Raw genomic sequence first — 15,303 nt, 5'->3', positions numbered from 1 at the left:
GCCTTCCAGCTGCTTCAGGTTGGGCGGCAGGCGCGAGCCCTGCGACTCGGGGTTGCAGGTGGCAGCCAGCAGGAGCACACTCAGGGAAGCAAAAACGGTGAAAAGGCGCATGGCGAAGCCAGAGGGCTTCCGGTCGTCGGATTCGCGCGGCTCCGGGCTGCCGGCTTCTTCAGACCGGCGGGTAGCACGGAAGGTGGCGTCATCCGAAAAATCGGGGTGCTGCGGAGCGAGGCTCTCGGGCCGGCGGTCGGGGTCGAAGGAGCGGGCCGGACGTACCGGGCGGTCGGGGCCGTACTCGCGCGAACCCAGGTGGTCTTCCTGGGGGCGCGGGCGCGGGGCCTCGCGGCGTGGCTCGTCCACGGCGTTGGGGTTGCCTTTGATGAATTTGCGGTTCCGCTCACCCGGCTGTCCACGGGGCACCGACTGTTCGCCATCCTCCCGGCGGTAGGGCTGGCCTTTCCAGGTTTGTTTGGCCTCGAAGTTGCGCACGGGCCGCTCGTCGCGCTGGTCACGACGGTCATCGCCACGTCCGGCGCTGCGCGAGTCGCCGCCAAAGCGGTTGTCGCGGGCCGGACGCTCGTCGCGGCCGCCAAAGCGGTTGTCGCGGGCCGGACGCTCATCGCGGCCGCCACCGCTGTTGCCAAACTTGCGTGGGCCACCGAAGCTGCCGCCTCCGTTGCCAAACTTGCGCGGGCCGCCGTAGCCACCCTCCGCCGGGCGTCCGCCAAAGGCGGGCCGGGCGCTGCCGCGCCGCGAGTCGTCGCGGCCGGCACCACCGCGGGCCTGGTCGCGGTTGGCCCGCTCCTGGCCGGGCTGAATGAATTTGCTGCCCGCATCGCGGCCCGTAGGCCGGCTGGAGCTGGAGAATCGGCCGCGGCCCTTGGGCGCGTCGTCGGAGTGGTGTTTCTTACCCATAGTGGTAAAGCGTGCGTGCCGTATCGCTACGGTACAGGTGAATGATTCGGGGAAGACTTATGAACGAAGCCCCGAGGAAAACAGTGCCCGGACTAGCAGCCCGGCCCCGCGCGGAGCGGAGTTCAGGCAGCCAGTCCGGGCTACCGGGTATTTAGTGCTTGGGGCTTAGTTGCTAGTGGCTGGTGGAGAGAACATCGTCCCTGACTAAGCACGACCAACTAGTCTCTAAGCTCCATTTTAGTCGCGACGAGCCATTTTGGCCTCAATCGAATGCTGGGTGTGCGGTACGGCGCGCAGGCGCTCCTTCTGGATGAGCTTACCGGTGCCGACGCACACGCCGTAAGTACCGTTCTTGATGCGGACCAACGCGTTTTCGAGCTGCTGGATGAACTTCATCTGGCGCGACGCCAACTGGTTCATGCTTTCTTTCTCAGCCGTGTCGGCACCGTCTTCCAGCACCTTCGACGAAGAGGCAGTATTGTCGGTACCCATGTCGTTTTTGCGGCTCAGGGTCTCCTTGATAAACGATACCTCCTTGCGGGCGGCAGTAAGCTTGTCCTGGATGATTTGCTCGAACTCGGCCAGTTCTTCCTTGGAATAGCGTAGGGGTGCTTCACTCATGACGGGAAAGGAAGATATAGTGAGAGGGGTGGGATTGTGGACGCTGGTGGAACGTGACACCGACTCGCTGGTACACTGGAGTGTCAGGCCGAGCAAGCTGAACAGCAGCAGAATCGAATTGGTTTGCTCAGCCGCTTTATCAGAAGAAACCAAAAAGCAATATCTTCTGGCGCTTACTGTCGGTAATCGGCCGCAAAGCTACGAGTTTGTCGGCGGATTGCGCATCATCCCTGCCTAAGTGGCAATACCTTACCCGAAGCAACCCGCGCCACCTCCAGTGGGCCGCAACTGCCAGACCGGGTGGGCGGGCTCTGCTTTCCAGCTTAGAAACCCAGCATATGGATGGCGGCTACCGCACCCTCCACGCCCTTGTTGCCGTGCTTACCGCCGGCCCGGTCCCAGGCCTGCTCCAGGGTGTTGGTGGTTACGAGCCCAAAAATGACCGGCTTGTTGAACTTGAGGCCCACGTTGGTGATGCCGCTGGCCACGGCGTGGCAGATGTAGTCGTCGTGCTTGGTTTCACCCTGAATCACCACGCCCAGGCAGATAACGGCATCAATCTCGTCGTGCTGGGCCAGCAGCTGGGCCCCCAGCGTCAGCTCGAAGCTACCGGGTACGGTGTTGCGGAAGATATGCTCGGGCTTGGCGCCGTGCTTGAGCAGGGTGTCGTAGGCGCCCTGAGCCAGCGTATCGGTGATTTCTCGGTTCCACTCGGCCACTACCAGCCCGAAACGCTTCTCGGAGATATCAACGAAGTGGTCGGAGGTGTAGTCGCTCAGGTTTTTGAGGGAGGTTGCCATTTGTTTTGAGCTATTAGCCGTCAGCGGTTAGCTGCTAGCCGTTGTTCTAAAAAGTTGCTTTCGAAAAGCGCTTTACGCTCTTGATAATGCTTGTAGCCTTGCTGGAAGGACTGAATTGATCAGGCTACAAAGATAGTCTCACCGCTTGAGTACCCATTTAAAGCAAAAAGGCAGCCCGAAAGCCGCCTTTTTGCTTTTACCAAACTGATAATCAGGTTATTATATCTGACAGTTCCCAGAAACCTACTTGCCGTTCAGGCCTTCGGCGCGCGCCTTGTACTGCTTGGCCTCGTTGGCTTCGGTAGCGGCAGGATAGGCCGTCAGGATTTTGTCGTAGGCCGTGATGGCGCCGGCATAATCCTTGGCTACTTCGCGGGCAGTGCCTTCCTTGAGCAGGTAAGCGGGCGAGAAGTACTCGTTGGCGTTGTAGTTAGCGGCTTTGTTGTAGTAATCGGCGGCTTCCTTGGGCTGGTTGAGCTCCAGGTGGGCATCGCCAATCAGCGAGTAAGCGCGGGCCTGCACGAGGTAGTCATCGGCGCTAAAGTCTTCGAGGTAGTCGATGGCGGCTTTGTACTCACCCTTTTTGAGGGCAGCTACGCCGGCGTAGAAGCTGGCTAGGTTGCCGGCATCCGAACCACCGTACTCCGAAGCTACGCGCTCCAGGCCCAGGTTGCGGCCGTCGCCTTTCAGTGACTTCTGCAACGAGTCGGCCTCCCAGTAGCTTACCGCCTGAAACATGGCGGCCTGCCCTTTCTCGTTTTGCGAGTTGCGCCACAGGTAGTAGCCGAAACCGCCGGCCACAGCCAGCACCACTACGGCCAGCAGGCCCAGCAGCACGTTCTTGTTACGGCGCACGAAATCCTCCGACTCGGCCAAACGCATGGCCAGCGCGTCGGGGTCTTCCATCAGCGGGTGCTCGGGGTTGTAGGCTTGCGCAGGGGCGAGCGGGTCGGTACTGACGACGCGCTGCTGGCGGCCCTGCTGGCTTTTACCCGTAAAAGGAATCTTAGACATGGAGTTGCTCGAAAAAGGGGCCGCTGAATGCGGCCGGAAAATCGTCCGGTTGCTTAGTCGCGGATGTATGGATAGTCCTGCTGCACGTACACGTCGTGGTACAGTTCGTCGGCAGTCGGGTAGTCCGAATTCTCGGCAAACTCCACCGACTCCTGCACCTGGGCCTTCACCTTCTCGTCGATGGCTTCCAGGTCGGCCTCAGTGGCCATCTTGTGCGTGAGGATGGTATGGCGCACGGCTTCGATGGAGTCGCGCGAGCGGTAATCCTCCAGCTCATCCTTGGTGCGGTACTTAGCCGGGTCGCTCATCGAGTGGCCCTTGTAGCGGTAGGTTTTAAACTCCAGGAATGTGGGGCCTTCACCGGCGCGGGCGCGCTCGGCGGCACGGGCCACGGCCTCGTGCACCTCTTCCACGTTCATGGCATTCACTGGCTCCGAAGGCATATCGTAGGCCTCGCCGATGGTGTAGAGCTCCGTTACGTTGGAGGTCCGCTGCACCGAAGTACCCATGGCGTAGCCGTTGTTCTCCACTACGAAGATGACCGGCAGCTTCCATAGCATGGCCATGTTGAAGGCCTCGTGCAGGGCACCCTGGCGCACGGCACCGTCGCCCATCGAGCAGATGCAGAGGTTGCCGGTCTTGTTGTATTTCTCGGCGAAAGCAATGCCGGCACCCATCGGCACCTGGGCGCCCACGATGCCGTGGCCGCCCACGAAGTTTACTTCCTTATCGAACATGTGCATCGAGCCTCCCTTGCCTTTCGAGCAACCGGTGGCCTTAGCGTAAAGCTCGGCCATGATGGCGTTGGGCGAGGTGCCCAGGGCCAGCGGATGGGCGTGGTCGCGGTAAGCGGTGATCCACTTGTCGTCCTTTTTCAGGGCCGACACGGCACCAGCCACGCAGGCCTCCTGACCAATGTAGAGGTGGCAGAAGCCTTTAATCTTCTGCTGGCCGTAGAGCTGACCGGCCTTCTCCTCGAACTTGCGCATGAGCACCATCTGCTCATACCAGGTCAGGTAGGTTTCCTTCGGATATTCGGCCGTAGCCGGCGACGAAGCCTTGGGCGCGTCGGTAGCTTCCTTGGCCTCTTGGTTGGAGGCCGGTTTCACGTTCTGGGGCTGCTCGGCCGTTTCTACCGCCGCCTTGCCTTTGGGCTTGGTTGCCGACGTTTTCTTCGCCGAATTGGAACCCTTGGTAGCAGCCTGTACTTTCGTCTCCGCCATCTTAGTTTCGATTGTTCGCGTTTGGGAGGCGAAAGTACGTAAAAGGATGGCAATGTCCGAACCCCGCGCATGAATCTGGAGAACCTTCACCTGCTCTTCTTTAAGAATTACGAAGACGCCCAACTCGCCTTTTCCCCGCACATCAACTGCTTCATCGGCGACAATGGTAGCGGCAAAACCAACCTGCTCGACGCCATCCACTACCTCTCGCTGACGAAGAGCGCCTTTACGCAGGCCGATGTCCAGAGCATCCGGCAGGGCGAAGAGTTCTTTGTGGTGCGCGGCCGGTTCGAGGACCGGCCCGACGGGGCGCCGGCTGAGATGATACAGTGCAGCCTGCGGGCGGGCCAGAAGAAAAGCGTCACCCACGACAAGCAAGCCTACGAGCGGGTGTCCGACCACATTGGCCGTTACCCGGTGGTGCTCATTTCGCCCTACGATACCGACCTTATCCGGCAGGGCAGCGAGGAGCGGCGCAAGCACTTCGACAGCCTCATGTCGCAGCTCGACCACGCGTACCTGGAGCTGCTCATCCGCTACACCCAGCTGCTCAAGCAGCGCAACGCCTTACTCAAGCTGGCCGCCGACCGCCAGGCTGGCTACGACCGCGACTACCTGCTGACGATTGATGAGCAGCTGGCCCCGTTGGGCGAGCAATTGGTGCAACACCGCCAGGAATTCCTGGTTGGGTTCGAGCCGCTCTTCCAGCGTCACTACGCCCAGCTCGCCGACGGGCAGGAGCAGGTCACGCTCACCTATAAGAGCGAGCTGCCCGGTGCCGACTTTGGCAAGCTGCTGCGCTTGCAGGAGCGTCGCGACCTGACGCTGCAGCGCACCACCACCGGCCCCCACCGCGACGATTTTACTTTCCTGATGGATGAGAAGCCGGTGAAGGGGTACGGCTCACAGGGCCAGCAGAAGTCGTTCGTCATTGCCCTCAAGCTAGCCCAGTTCGAGCTGCTGGCCGAGCGCCAGCACCAGAAGCCGCTGCTCCTACTCGACGACATTTTCGACCGCCTCGACGAGAAGCGTATCACCCGGCTCATGCAGCTGGTGGCCAACCATACCTTCGGCCAGATTTTCCTGACCGATACCCACCTCGAACGCACCGACCGGGTGCTGGCCGAGCTGTCGGAAGATATCCGCCGGTTCCGGGTAGAAGCCGGCACCGTGACGCGGTTGTAGCCGGCGGGTGGGGTATCTTTGTTGAGTTAGCAAGCGGGGTGCTTTCTTCGCGCGTTAACTTACTGAAATGGCCTACAAAAAACCTTACGCTCCCGAAAATTCCCGCAAGGCCGACATCGTCTCGCTCAAAGACAGCATCACGTCTATGCTGCGTGCTTACCGCCTGCAGGGCAAGCTGAACGAGGTGACGGTGGTGGCCAGTTGGGAGAAGGTGATGGGCAAGGCCGTGGCCCTTAAAACCCAGCAGCTCTACGTGAGCAACAACAAGCTGTTCGTGCGCCTGTCTTCCGCACCCCTCAAGCACGAGCTGGTAATGGCCAAGACCAAAGTGCTGGCCAACCTCAACGCCGAAGTAGGCGAGGACATCATCAAGGAAGTCGTATTTCTGTAGGGCTGCTGGTTGCTCCAAGAAACGCAAACCCGGCGCCTCCTGCTGAAAACCCGCTTTTACCCTCGTCACAGAGCGGAATATTATATAGATTCCCTCACTTGCAAGCGGCCCGCAAAAACGGCGTAGGGTGCGGGACTTGTCTCCGCCCGCCGGCGAACGAAGCCGACCTATGTTCAACGGCGGGCGGGAACAAGCCCTGCACCCTACCAGGCATACCGTTCCCAGCTTAGCGCACCAACTATGCCCAGTCGCAGATAGAAACGTGCATAGGCAATGTCTGGCTGAGCGGCGCCGAGTCCAAGGCGTGGGCGATGGACACGAATACTCGCCGCTGCTTTCCGGCTAGTATACGACGCGGCAACGCTCCCCATCCAGCAAACCCATCTGGTCATCTACTGCCAGGCTGGTGCGGGCATTATCGAACTGTTCACGGTACTGCTGCTGAAACTGCCGGCGCTTGATGGCCTCTTGGAAGCGGCGCACGTCGTCGCGGGTTTCCAGCTCCAGGCCGGGCACCTGCGTGGGCTGGCCGGCTTCGTTTTTAGCCACCATGGTAAAGTAGCTCGTGTTGGTGTGTTTCACCAGGCCGGTGCGCACATCTTCGGCCGTCACCTTTATGCCCACCAGCAGCGAGGTGCGGCCCACGTAATTCACCGATGCCAGCAGCGACACCAGCTCACCCACCTCCACCGGCTGCATGAAATTTACCCCGTCTACGCTCACGGTTACACAGTAGGTTCCGGCATGTTTGGAGGATGCGGCGTAGGCAACCTTATCCATCAGCGAGAGCAGAATGCCCCCGTGAATCTTGCCGCCGAAGTTGGCATACGAGGGAATCATCAGCTCGGTGAGCGTGACGCGCGAATAGGAAACGGAGCGGTAGTCGGGGAGTACAAACGGGGGCATAAGCCGGCGGTTTAAACGAACAGTAGTGGTGCAAAGCTAGCTCTTCCACCGCGCCACTCGACCCTCCCCTACCCTGTCCGCCTGAGGTTACAACACTAGCCCTTAGTTACCCCTTCTTCGCTCTCAGCGAACCTGCCAACGCTGGGCCGGAACAGATGCGCGAATACCTGTACTCAGCAACTGGCTTGCCAGGCAGGGCATTTCACCCGGCGTTGTATCATCGATCTGCAAAGGAGGCGAAACAGATATGTTTCACGTGGAACACTTCTGTTCTACTTCGGACCGTACACCTTCAATAGTAACTCATTATAGGCCTCCAGCAAGGCTATATACTTCTGCTGAAGCAGCATTAGATCTTTAGAACTATCAGAGCCCGCGCCAACTGCAACAGCTGAACGGGACACAGCACTGTTATCGGACATATTTGTTACACTTCTAGAAGTTTGTGTAACACCAAACGACAAGCCTGTTTGTTGCGGTAACGTAAAGTCGTTACTAAAATCGTGTCCGATTATTTCGCCCACTCGCTTTACAAAGATGTAATCGAGTTCTCGCTCTTTGAACTTGCGATACATTGTCGGACGTGTAATACCCAGGTCGTCCACTATCCTCGTAATGGATATTCCACTGTTCTTGATAGCGTCCTGCAGTATTTCGCCCTGGTGCGGCATAAGTATAGGGTGTAAAGGAGTTCGAGATGTAAATATGTACAATACATTCTGCGTTACCAAAGCGTACGAACATGTTATGATGATACACTGATACAATGCAACGAAAATACACGCATTTACACTCCGAAGCCATATCGTAACGCGTTACAAATTAAAGTTACACTCGACACATTACAGTGTTTTTGTAACAGCTTCGATACAGTGGCTTTACTCCGCTTCGGCACAAAACCCTAACGAAGCGCCAGCAGCCGGTCGGGATAGTCGGTGGTAATGCCCCAGGGATTCAGCGCCAGTACCGCCCGCAGGTCGGCGGGCTCGTTCACAGTCCAGGGCACGAGGCGGATGTGCTGCCCGGCCAACTCGGCCGCCAGTGCGGGTGTCAGCAGCCGGAAGTTGGGGCCGACGACGGCCGGAGCAAAACCCAGCGCCGCTAGGTGTTCGGCCAGCGGCAATTCGTCTTCAAAAAGCAGGCACAGAGGCAGCGTGGGTGCCGCGTGGCGGGCCAGTTGCAGGATGCGCTTATCGAAGCAGAGCAGCGTAGTGCGGGGCAGGATTTGCAGGGCCTGAAGCTCGGCCAGCACCAGGGCCAGCAGCTCGGCGGGAGGCGGCTGAAACAGGCCATCGTGGGCCGGCTCGCTCTTGATTTCGACGCTGTATTGTACCGGGGTGCGGCCCATCTGTTGGGTCAGGTTTTCGAGGTCGGCTACCACTTCACGCAGCAGCGGCTTGGCGGCGGGCGCAGGCTGTTGCTCCGGAAAATTGGGGTGGCGCGTGCGGCCGCAGTCGTACTCTCTGATGCGGGCATAGGGCAGCTGGTAGAGGTTGTGCTGCCGGGCCTCGGCGGGCCCGATGGGCGCGCCCGAAGGCAGCAGGCAGATGCTGGCCGACATCCAGGGCTCATGCGAAACCACCACCTGCCGGTCGGCGGAAACCACCACGTCCAGCTCCACGGCATCGACGCCCAGGCGCAGGGCTTCGCGGAAAGCGGGCAACGTATTCTCGGGTCGTAGCCCCCGACAGCCGCGGTGGCCGTGGACTTCGGGGAAACGCCCGGATAAAGGCAATAACATAGGCGTATGAATGGCGCCGGGCGCGATGATGTGGCCGGGCCCCGTTGCTTACGCAGCCTGCGCTCAGGCGTAAGCAAATCGGGCTACTTTTACTTTCTCATTCCCGTTTTCCCTCACTGCTTCACTTCGGCAACCCATGAAAAAACTTCTTATCCAGCTTATACTTGCGGCCGTGGGCATCGGTGGCTACCTCTACTACTACAAGGTGCGCACCGCGCCCGAGTACTCGCTCATGCAGGCCTACAAAGCCATCGACGACCACGATCCGGCGGCCTTCGAGCGGTACGTAGATGTGAACAGCGTGACGGGCAGCCTCGTGGATGATGTGGCCAAGAATGGCTCGGCCCTGGGCGTGCTTAACCCCGGCGGCATGGTTATGACCGGTGCCCTGCGTCTGCTCAAGCCCCAACTGGCGCAGGCGGCCCGCAAGGAGGTGCAGCGCTACGTAGAAACCGGCTCGGTAGAGGCGGCGGCCGCGGCCGCGCCCAACCGGCTGGTCAACGTGTCGATGATGGGGCTGGCCGGCAAAGTGGTGGGCGAGAACAGCAAGTTCCAGGGCATTGCCTACTCGCGCGAGGAAGGTGAGCAGGCGCTGGTGGGCCTGGAGTTCACCCAGCCCCGCTACGATACCACGCTGGTGCTGGAAGTGAAGATGCGCAAGCGCGGCGACTACTGGCAGGCCACCGAAATCACGAACACCGGCGCCATACTGCAGCACGTGGCGCGTATGGAAAAACGCCGGCTGGTAGGCGGCAAGTAGCCCCACCTCTACCTGGTCACACTTTCAAGCAAAAAGCCCCGCCGTACCTAAGTACAGCGGGGCTTTTTAGTGCTGGCTGATGAAAATAGCCGGGTAGCTTAAGTGCTCGATTTACCACGACCTGCGAACAGGAAGTAGAGAATCAGGCCACCCAGCGGGAAGAGGAATACGATGGCGGCCCACAGGATTTTCTTGCCGATGCCCCAGTCCTGGCGGAAGATATCGAAGAGCGCGAATACGTCGAGGGCCAGGATGACGTAGCCCCAGGTAGCCAGGCTGCCGTCGTTGTTGAAACGGCTGCACGAGGTGAGCAGCGAAACCGTGAGCAGCGAGAGAAGCAAGCTGGCACCGGGCAGGCGTTTGGTGAGCGTGTTGATGGCGTTCATGGCAGGAAAAGGTTAGGATTGGAGAGTTATGGGCCCCTTTACGCAATGAATTCGAAATAGATATTGAAAATTCAGGATAATTTATATCAATTAGTTGATTTACAGATACTTACCGATATATAACTGGATTTGCTCCAGAAAAATGCCAGCTGCCCGCGGAATCAGTATCAGCGTGAGCACGACGCCGTAGAGGGCGCCGTAGAAGTGGGCGTCGTGGTTGATGTTGTCGCCCTGGCGCTGGCTCATGTAGTAGGAGTAGCCCAGGTACAGAAAGCCGAAGATGAAGCCCGGGATTTCGAAGGGTATCGGGAAGATGTAGAGGCCAGCCGCCGGGTTGAACAGGATGGCCGAGAACACAACGGCCGACACGCCGCCTGAGGCTCCGAGCGAGCGGTAGCCAGGGTCGTCGCGGTGGCGCAGATACGTCGGGATGTCGGACACGATGATGCCGCCCAAGTACAGCAGCAGGTACCACAGCAACCCCATCGTGGGCCCAAAGGCGTATCCGAAAATAGTTTCGACTACCCGGCTGAACGAGTAGAAGGCAATCATGTTGAAAAGCAGGTGGGTGAAGTCGGCGTGCAGGAAACCCGAGGTGAGGAAGCGGTACCACTCGTTGCGGCGGCGCACCACGTAGGGCTCCAGAATCCAGCTTTCCAGAAAATCCGGGTTCGACCAGGCGTAGAGGGAAATGCCGACCGTAAGTACGGCCAGAACAAGGGTGGCGGAAATTTCCATTCAGGGGAGTGAGGAGTGAAGTTGGTGTTGTTACCGTAGGGGCGGGGCCTGTCCCCGCCCGCCTTTGAACGATGCCTGCCGGATGTGCTGAACGGTTCCGCTCAATGGCGGGCGGGGGCAAGCCCCGCCCCTGCCCGTTTATTGTTCAAACGCGCTATGGCTACTGCTCGCGCTCCAGCAGCTGCAGGGCCAGTTGGTGCAGGGGCTTTTTGCGCGTTTCGGGGGCCGTCACGCGCTCCAGGTGCTGGAGGGCATCCACGAAGTAATCGTTGATGAGGGCTTCGGTCTGGGGACGAATTTCGAGCTCGTCGTAGATGGCGCGAACGGCCCGGACTTTCGTTTCCTCATCCGTTACCGGCTGGCCAACGTGCTGGGCCAGGATGGCCTGCTGGGCGGGGCTGGCCTGGGCCTGGGCCGTGAGCAGCAGGAAGGTCTTTTTGTCGGCCAGGATGTCGCCGCCCACGCGCTTGCCGAACGTGGCCGCGTCGCCGTACACGTCGAGCAGGTCGTCGCGCAGTTGGAAGGCCAGGCCGATATCCACGCCGAACTGGCGCAGGTGGTCGGCGTCCTCTTCGGAAGCGCCGCCGAGCCGGGCGCCCAGCTCCAGCGCGAAGCCAAGCAGCACGGCCGTTTTCAGCCGAATCATATCCAGGTACTGCGAAATGCTGACGTCGGTGCGGGTTTCAAACTCCATGTCCCACTGCTGGCCTTCGCAGACTTCGGCGGCCGTTTGCGAGAAGCGGCGCAGCAGCGGAGCCAGCAGCGGCGCGGGCATGTCAAACAGCAGCTCGTAGGCGCGCACCAGCATCACGTCGCCGCTGAGAATGGCCACGTTGGGGTTCCATTTCTCGTGCACCGTGGGTTGGCCGCGGCGCAGCGGGGCCTGGTCCATTAGATCGTCGTGGAGCAGGGTGAAGTTGTGGAAGACTTCGGTGGCCAGCGCGGGCTTCACTACGGCGTCGAGGTCATCGGTGAACAGGTGGGCGCCCATGAGAGCCAGCACCGGCCGGATGCGCTTGCCGCCGAGGCGCATGATGTAGCGGATGGGCTCGTAGAGGCTGGCCGGCTCCTGCCCGTAGCGCAGGTCGGTGAGGCCGGCCGTGAGTTTATCAGTGAAGAAAGAAAGGTCCATGCAAGAGAACAGGTTGAGCAGGGAAAGGTACGGCGGGTTGCGGGAAGCAATGCTTCGCCCAACTTCGTATCTTCCGTGCCATGAGAGCCAAACCCCTGCTACTACCACTGCTGATTTTGCTGCTGCTCCCGGCAATAGCCGTAGCGCAGGAGAGTTACAACCGCTGGGATGCCCGGCCGGCCGCACCCATCGTGCCACTGCCCCGCAAAACGAACCGGCAGCCAACAGCTCCTAAGGCCAATCCAACAACTCCCGCCGCCCCCGATTCGGTAGCGCTTACTACAGGCAAGTACGTACGGGTGGAGTCGATGCCCAGCTTTCTAGGCGGGGCGCAGGCCATGTACACAGTCATCAGCAGGAACCTGAAACGCCCGCCCGGCCCCCGACAGCGTGGGCAGGTGATGGTGCAGTTCACGGTGCTGGCATCAGGGGCCTTATCCGGCATTGGGGTAGTGCCGGGCCGGGGCCTAAACCCGGCCTATGATGCCGCGGCGGTGGCGGCGGTAGGCCGGTTGAACACCTTTACCCCAGGTAAACGCGGCGGGCAGCCCGTCGATATGGTGCTGACGGTACCGGTAGAGTTTCGGTAGGCGGCTGGCCATAGTCAGCAAAAAGCCCCTGCTACCGTTGCCGGTAACAGGGGCTTCTCGTTTAATTCAGACTTCGGGTTTTGCCAGCCGGGGCGTTACCGGCGGCGCTTGCCCCCGCCTCCTTTGCTGCTGCTCTTGCCGTCGGAACGGCCGCTGGCGCTGTTGCTGCTGTTCTTGCCGTCGCTACGGCCACCCTCGCCACGGCCGCCGGACTTGCCGCCGCCGTTGCGCTCAGGACGGCCGCCACGGGGCCGGCTGCCGTTTTCGCGACGCTCCTGCTGCTCGCGCTGCTTCACGTCGTCGGGGCGGTCGTCTACCAGGGCGAAGTCGATGGTGCGGTCGAGCAGGTTCACAGCTTTCACTTCCACCTGCAGCTCGTCGCCGAACTGGATGATGCGCTTGCTGCCCTGGCCCACGAGGCGGTAGTTGTCCTTGTCGAGCTCGAAGGTGTCGCCGGGAATGTCGTTGATGCGGATCATGCCCTCGCACTTGTTTTCGGCAATTTCCACGTACATGCCCCACTCGGTAAGGCCCGAAACCACGCCGGTGAACTGCTCGCCGATGTGGTCCTGCAGGAACTCGACCTGCTTGAACTTGATGCTGGCGCGCTCGGCGCTGGCAGCCAGTTTCTCGCGCTCCGACGAATGCTTGCACTCCTCCTCAATCGGCTCCACTTCCACGTTCTTGCCACCCTCAAGGTAGTGCTCGAGCAGGCGGTGAGCCATCATGTCGGGGTAGCGGCGGATGGGTGAGGTGAAGTGCGAGTAGTGCTCGAAAGCCAGGCCGAAATGCCCGCGCGGGTCGGTGGTGTAGGTGGCCTTGGCCATCGTGCGGATGGCCAGCGTCTGGAGCACGTTCTGCTCGGGGCGGCCCACCACTTCTAGGTTCAGGTCGTTGAGTTCGGTGCTAAGCTTCTGCACGTCTTTCAGCTCCAGGTGGTAGCCGAATTTCTTGGCGAACAGAGCGAAGTTCTGCAGGCGCTCGGGGTCGGGCGAGTCGTGCACCCGGTACACCATCGTGAAGCGCGGCTTGGTCTTTTTCAGCTTGAAGACGAACTCGGCCACCTTGCGGTTGGCCAGCAGCATGAACTCCTCAATCATCTTGTGGGCGTCCTTGCGCTCCTTCACGTACACGCCCAGCGGCTTGCCGTCCTCATCGAGGCGGAACTTCACTTCCTGGGTTTCGAAGCTGATGGCGCCTTGTTTGAAGCGGGCCGCGCACAGCTTTTTGGCGATGCGGTTCATCAGCTGCACCTCCTGGGTGTAGTCCGATTCAAGGCCCTCAATCCGCTCCTGCGCATCTTCGTAAGCGAAGCGGCGGTTGGAGTGAATGACGGTTTTGCCCAGCCAGGTCGAGTACAGCTTGCCATTCTCATCCAGCTCAAACACGGCCGAAAAAGTCAGCTTGTCCTCGTTAGGCCGCAACGAACAGAGGCCGTTGCTCAGGTGCTCGGGCAGCATCGGAATCACGCGGTCCACGAGGTATACCGAAGTGGCGCGGCTCCGGGCCTCGTTTTCAAGGGCTGTATCGAGGCGCACGTAATGCGTCACGTCGGCAATATGAACGCCGATTTCCCAGTGCCCGTTTTCGAGCTGCTGAATGGAAAGCGCATCATCAAAGTCCTTGGCGTCGGCCGGGTCAATGGTGAAAGTGGTGATGTCGCGGAAGTCGCGGCGGCGCGCAATTTCCTCGGCCGGAATCTCCACGGGCATCGCCTGGGCATCGGCCTCCACTTCGGCCGGAAACTCAAACGGCAGTCCGAACTCGGCCATGATGGCGTTGATTTCAGCTTCGTTGCCACCGGCCTGCCCGAAGCTCCGGACTACTACGCCGGCCGGCGAGCGGTCGGAGCCGTCCTCCGGAAACTCGGTCACGTGCACCAGCACCTTGTCGCCGTTCTGGGCGCCATTGAGGTCGTCGTGGCTTACGTACACATCGAAATACATCTTGCGGTTATCGGCCTTCACGAAGGATACATGGTCGCGAGTCTGCAGGCGGCCCACTACCTCGGGGCGCTTGCGGTCGAGCACTTCTACCACGTCGCCAACGGGGCGGCCATCGCGGGAGCCGCGCAGGCGCAGGCGCACGGTGTCGCCCTGCATGGCAAAGCGCAGGCGGTCGGTGAACACGCGCACGTCGTTCTCCGTCTCCTCGCTAATCACGAAGGCGTATTTCTCGGTGGCCAGCGCCACGGTGCCTACAATGGTGTCGCCCCCGCTCTCGCGGCGGCGGCGCGGGGCCTGCGGGTCGTCGGCATCGGCAAAGTCGAAGCCGGCTTCGCGGCGACGGTGCACCACCGGGTTCTGGCCGAATTCGCTTTCGGCTACCCGACCTCCGCGGGGCAGCCGTTTGCCAGGCGGCAGCTCGCCGGGCTCGGTAACCGGCGTAGCTGGGGTTTCCACCTCCTCGCCTTGCTTAGCGGCGGCGCCCTTACGACGGCCCTTGGGAGCGGCAGCCTGAGTCTCCTGAGCCTCGTCGGTCAGGCGGTACTCGTCGTTCTGAATCAGCAGCAGCTGGTTTTGCTCACGCAGCTCGCGCAGGTGGGCAAACACCACTTCGCGCTGGTCTTTGGTGGTTACGCCAAGGCGGCGCGAGAGCTGCCGGTAGGTGAGGACTTTGCCGGGGTTGTCGCGGAAAATCCGCATAATCTGGTCCTGGCTGATAGGGGCCGCGGCGGCCGCGGGCTCGGTAGAAGTGGCCTTCGCGCGGGAGGCGCGGGGGGCCGATTGAGAGGGTTGTTTCATGTAGTCGGGCCGCCGGTATTGTCGTTTTCTCAGGCGGCAGAGGTTGAATGAGGGGAAGGCTTCCAGTTGAACGCCTTCGGGAAATTGAAAAAGGAAGCGGCACAGCGGCCGCCGTAAGATACTACGGAATATAACGAGGAATAACTATATCGGGGTT

At 60.7% G+C, this 15,303-nt stretch carries 16 protein-coding genes and 1 pseudogene; 5 read left to right on the top strand and 12 right to left on the bottom strand.

Translation table 11 applies throughout. The features are described from left to right. Positions 1 to 915 (bottom strand): annotated as a pseudogene (locus D0N36_RS14785) (hypothetical protein); the annotation flags it as partial. 237 nt (positions 916 to 1,152) lie between these two features. Next, entirely contained in the window at positions 1,153 to 1,536 is a 384-nt protein-coding gene (locus D0N36_RS14780) for a TraR/DksA family transcriptional regulator (RefSeq protein ID WP_116942625.1), read from the bottom strand. Here D0N36_RS14780 and D0N36_RS14775 point away from each other — a divergent pair. Beyond that, positions 1,535 to 1,774 (top strand): hypothetical protein, encoded by a 240-nt coding sequence (locus tag D0N36_RS14775; protein ID WP_116942624.1) that lies wholly within the window; start codon positions 1,535 to 1,537, stop codon positions 1,772 to 1,774. The two genes, D0N36_RS14780 and D0N36_RS14775, sit on opposite strands and share 2 nt — an antisense overlap. A gap of 85 nt (positions 1,775 to 1,859) precedes the next feature. Here the strand turns inward: D0N36_RS14775 and ribH are convergent, their stop codons facing one another. The 3 genes from ribH to pdhA form a co-directional block, all read right to left on the bottom strand. Next, complete coding sequence (gene ribH / locus D0N36_RS14770) at positions 1,860 to 2,336, bottom strand: 6,7-dimethyl-8-ribityllumazine synthase (RefSeq protein WP_019948742.1); 477 nt, start codon at positions 2,334 to 2,336, stop codon at positions 1,860 to 1,862. 243 nt (positions 2,337 to 2,579) lie between these two features. Continuing rightward, positions 2,580 to 3,350, bottom strand: coding sequence for a tetratricopeptide repeat protein (locus D0N36_RS14765; RefSeq protein WP_116942623.1), 771 nt, complete (start codon positions 3,348 to 3,350; stop codon positions 2,580 to 2,582). A gap of 53 nt (positions 3,351 to 3,403) precedes the next feature. Then, positions 3,404 to 4,573: a pyruvate dehydrogenase (acetyl-transferring) E1 component subunit alpha gene (gene pdhA / locus D0N36_RS14760; protein ID WP_116942622.1), complete on the bottom strand. Its 1,170-nt coding sequence runs from the start codon at positions 4,571 to 4,573 to the stop codon at positions 3,404 to 3,406. A gap of 69 nt (positions 4,574 to 4,642) precedes the next feature. On the opposite strand from pdhA, the gene recF reads away from it, so the two are divergent. Then, the gene (gene recF, locus D0N36_RS14755; RefSeq protein WP_116942621.1) at positions 4,643 to 5,758 is read left to right on the top strand and encodes a DNA replication/repair protein RecF; all 1,116 of its coding nucleotides are present in this window, start codon (positions 4,643 to 4,645) and stop codon (positions 5,756 to 5,758) included. A gap of 67 nt (positions 5,759 to 5,825) precedes the next feature. After that, the gene (locus D0N36_RS14750) at positions 5,826 to 6,149 is read left to right on the top strand and encodes a DUF721 domain-containing protein (protein ID WP_116942620.1); all 324 of its coding nucleotides are present in this window, start codon (positions 5,826 to 5,828) and stop codon (positions 6,147 to 6,149) included. A gap of 342 nt (positions 6,150 to 6,491) precedes the next feature. Here D0N36_RS14750 and D0N36_RS14745 read toward each other — a convergent pair whose 3' ends face one another. The 3 genes from D0N36_RS14745 to D0N36_RS14735 all read right to left on the bottom strand — a co-directional run bounded on the left by D0N36_RS14745 (position 6,492) and on the right by D0N36_RS14735 (position 8,796). Next, positions 6,492 to 7,055: an acyl-CoA thioesterase gene (locus D0N36_RS14745; protein ID WP_242478935.1), complete on the bottom strand. Its 564-nt coding sequence runs from the start codon at positions 7,053 to 7,055 to the stop codon at positions 6,492 to 6,494. A gap of 272 nt (positions 7,056 to 7,327) precedes the next feature. Further along, entirely contained in the window at positions 7,328 to 7,726 is a 399-nt protein-coding gene (locus D0N36_RS14740; protein WP_116942619.1) for a hypothetical protein, read from the bottom strand. A 230-nt stretch (positions 7,727 to 7,956) separates the two neighbouring features. Then, positions 7,957 to 8,796, bottom strand: coding sequence for a glycerophosphodiester phosphodiesterase family protein (locus D0N36_RS14735; RefSeq protein ID WP_116942618.1), 840 nt, complete (start codon positions 8,794 to 8,796; stop codon positions 7,957 to 7,959). 136 nt (positions 8,797 to 8,932) lie between these two features. Here D0N36_RS14735 and D0N36_RS14730 point away from each other — a divergent pair, with 136 nt between their 5' ends. Beyond that, positions 8,933 to 9,556: a hypothetical protein gene (locus D0N36_RS14730; RefSeq protein ID WP_116942617.1), complete on the top strand. Its 624-nt coding sequence runs from the start codon at positions 8,933 to 8,935 to the stop codon at positions 9,554 to 9,556. A 98-nt stretch (positions 9,557 to 9,654) separates the two neighbouring features. Here D0N36_RS14730 and D0N36_RS14725 read toward each other — a convergent pair whose 3' ends face one another. From D0N36_RS14725 to D0N36_RS14715, 3 genes are all read right to left on the bottom strand, one after another. Further along, positions 9,655 to 9,942 carry a PLD nuclease N-terminal domain-containing protein gene (locus D0N36_RS14725; protein ID WP_116942616.1) on the bottom strand — a complete coding sequence of 96 codons (288 nt, stop codon included), beginning with the start codon at positions 9,940 to 9,942 and terminating at the stop codon, positions 9,655 to 9,657. Between the two features lie 99 nt (positions 9,943 to 10,041). Continuing rightward, on the bottom strand, positions 10,042 to 10,680 hold the full coding sequence (locus D0N36_RS14720) for a rhomboid family intramembrane serine protease (RefSeq protein WP_190242695.1): 639 nt from the start codon (positions 10,678 to 10,680) through the stop codon (positions 10,042 to 10,044). Positions 10,681 to 10,840: 160 nt separating this feature from the next. Continuing rightward, positions 10,841 to 11,812: a polyprenyl synthetase family protein gene (locus tag D0N36_RS14715; RefSeq protein ID WP_116942615.1), complete on the bottom strand. Its 972-nt coding sequence runs from the start codon at positions 11,810 to 11,812 to the stop codon at positions 10,841 to 10,843. Positions 11,813 to 11,892: 80 nt separating this feature from the next. Between D0N36_RS14715 and D0N36_RS14710 the strand changes: the two genes are divergently transcribed. Further along, positions 11,893 to 12,402, top strand: coding sequence for a TonB family protein (locus tag D0N36_RS14710; protein ID WP_116942614.1), 510 nt, complete (start codon positions 11,893 to 11,895; stop codon positions 12,400 to 12,402). A gap of 95 nt (positions 12,403 to 12,497) precedes the next feature. Here the strand turns inward: D0N36_RS14710 and rnr are convergent, their stop codons facing one another. Next, positions 12,498 to 15,146, bottom strand: a complete 2,649-nt coding sequence (rnr, locus tag D0N36_RS14705) for a ribonuclease R (RefSeq protein WP_116942613.1) — start codon at positions 15,144 to 15,146, stop codon at positions 12,498 to 12,500. Between the last annotated feature and the right edge of the window lie 157 nt (positions 15,147 to 15,303).

Origin of the sequence: Hymenobacter lapidiphilus, from assembly GCF_003417065.2 — a bacterium.
Lineage (GTDB): Bacteria > Bacteroidota > Bacteroidia > Cytophagales > Hymenobacteraceae > Hymenobacter.
Note: the sequence above shows the minus strand (reverse complement) of the source record. Positions and strands in the feature narration are given on the sequence as shown.